A 1,501-nucleotide genomic window follows, 5' to 3' on the forward strand; every position below is an offset into this window, starting at 1 on the left:
AAAATTGATTTTTTGTTTAATTATGTTAAAATGTAATTAAAGGAGCTGAAGGTTATGGATTTTAAAAAGATTCCAAATTGGCTATTGAATTTAGAAAATGAGGACATTGAATTTATTAAAAATTTCATTTTACATTCTGGATCTTTGAAAGAAATAGCAAAAATTTATGATGTTTCTTATCCCACGGTGAGGGTACGGGTAGATAAGTTAATTCAAAAAATAAAAGTAAATGATACTGATGAAGATGAGGAGTTTATTACTTTTATCAAAAAACTTTCCATTGAAGATCGTATTAATTTAGAAGATGCAAAATTAATAATTGAAAAATATAAAAATGAAAGAGGGGATAATTAATGTTTCGTCTATATGGATTTATAATTGCGATTTTATTAATTGGACTTCAATATTTTTTATCAAGAAGAGAAAATGTTTATTGGGGAATATGTTTACCTATTGTATATGTGATAACACTCCTATATCTTTGGGTAACTGAGGCTCTAACTGTCAAAGGGAATACACTTATATTCATCATAATTATTTTAGGTGGATTAGCCATTTTATTAGGAATTTGGATTAAGGGCAGAGAAGAACTAAAAAATAAACAGAAAAAAGAATTGGACAAAATGAAAACAAAGGATATGAAGTAATCGAATAAAGAAAGAAAAGGATTAGCGTCTAAAGACATGTAACTGAGTTTAAGTATAATGGGGATTTTTAAACTTTAAAAGGGAATATATATCATACATATTCCCTTTTAATAATTAGATATCGGGAGCTATTTTTTGAGTATTTCTATAATAATATAATTATATTATAGGATTTTGCTCTATATGTTCTTTTGTTAAACAAGGAAGGATGTTATAATGTCTTTAATGCTAGTGGGCTTCAGGGATAGCAAGGGGATAAATAGATTGTAGAAATAAGGTATAAAAATTAATAATCATTATATAAAAAAGGATAGAACTGTAGATCCTATCCTTTTAGAATTAATTGGTTTAGTCTATGTAATTACACCAATTAATTTACCATGTCATTAATTTTGTTGATAATCCAGTCAATAGCCATACCGTTTTTAATCCAATCTAAAACTTTACCTTTGTTAGCCCAAGCCCATGAAGCAGCTTTAGCTCCTAATTGACCCACGATTCTTAAAAATGCAACCATGATATATACCTCCTAATATAATAATTGTAAAATTTTTAATTATTAGTTTACCATGTCATTAATTTTGTTGATAATCCAGTCAATAGCTATACCATCTCTGATCCAACCTAAAACTTTACCTTTGTTAGCCCAAGCCCATGAAGCAGCTTTAGCGCCTAATTGGCCTACGATTCTTAAAAAAGCAACCATGATATATACCTCCTAATATAGTAATTGTAAATATTTTTAATTATTAGCTTACCATGTCATTAATTTTGTTGATAATCCAGTCAATAGCTAGTCCATCTCTGATCCAACCTAAAACTTTACCTTTGTTAGCCCAAGCCCATGAAGCAGC

General features: G+C 28.4%; 5 protein-coding genes. 2 read left to right on the forward strand and 3 right to left on the reverse strand.

The features are described from left to right. Positions 1–54: 54 nt before the first annotated feature. Positions 55–354 (forward strand): DUF2089 family protein, encoded by a 300-nt coding sequence (locus DN403_RS30730; RefSeq protein WP_046945618.1) that lies wholly within the window; start codon positions 55–57, stop codon positions 352–354. Next, positions 354–647 (forward strand): hypothetical protein, encoded by a 294-nt coding sequence (locus DN403_RS30735; RefSeq protein WP_113304985.1) that lies wholly within the window; start codon positions 354–356, stop codon positions 645–647. The genes DN403_RS30730 and DN403_RS30735 overlap by 1 nt, the downstream gene beginning before the upstream one ends. 370 nt (positions 648–1,017) lie before the next feature. Here the strand turns inward: DN403_RS30735 and DN403_RS30740 are convergent, their stop codons facing one another. The 3 genes from DN403_RS30740 to DN403_RS30750 all read right to left on the reverse strand — a co-directional run. Next, the gene (locus DN403_RS30740; protein ID WP_063539054.1) at positions 1,018–1,164 is read right to left on the reverse strand and encodes an aureocin A53 family class IId bacteriocin; all 147 of its coding nucleotides are present in this window, start codon (positions 1,162–1,164) and stop codon (positions 1,018–1,020) included. Positions 1,165–1,206: 42 nt separating this feature from the next. Next, on the reverse strand, positions 1,207–1,353 hold the full coding sequence (locus DN403_RS30745; RefSeq protein WP_149186126.1) for an aureocin A53 family class IId bacteriocin: 147 nt from the start codon (positions 1,351–1,353) through the stop codon (positions 1,207–1,209). 43 nt (positions 1,354–1,396) lie between these two features. Continuing rightward, positions 1,397–1,501 (reverse strand): aureocin A53 family class IId bacteriocin (locus tag DN403_RS30750; RefSeq protein WP_149186127.1); only part of this gene is annotated, 105 nt, incomplete at its 5' end.

Source organism: Bacillus sp. AY2-1, from assembly GCF_008368965.1.
In the GTDB taxonomy this organism is placed as follows: Bacteria; Bacillota; Bacilli; order Bacillales; family Bacillaceae_G; genus Bacillus_A; species Bacillus_A thuringiensis_S.

Excerpts from the sequence above, each read along its gene's own strand:
- DN403_RS30730 (WP_046945618.1), top strand. The coding sequence starts at position 55 with ATGGATTTTAAAAAGATTCCAAATTGGCTATTGAATTTAGAAAATGAG.
- DN403_RS30735 (WP_113304985.1), top strand. The coding sequence starts at position 354 with ATGTTTCGTCTATATGGATTTATAATTGCGATTTTATTAATTGGACTT.
- DN403_RS30740 (WP_063539054.1), bottom strand. The coding sequence starts at position 1,164 with ATGGTTGCATTTTTAAGAATCGTGGGTCAATTAGGAGCTAAAGCTGCT.
- DN403_RS30745 (WP_149186126.1), bottom strand. The coding sequence starts at position 1,353 with ATGGTTGCTTTTTTAAGAATCGTAGGCCAATTAGGCGCTAAAGCTGCT.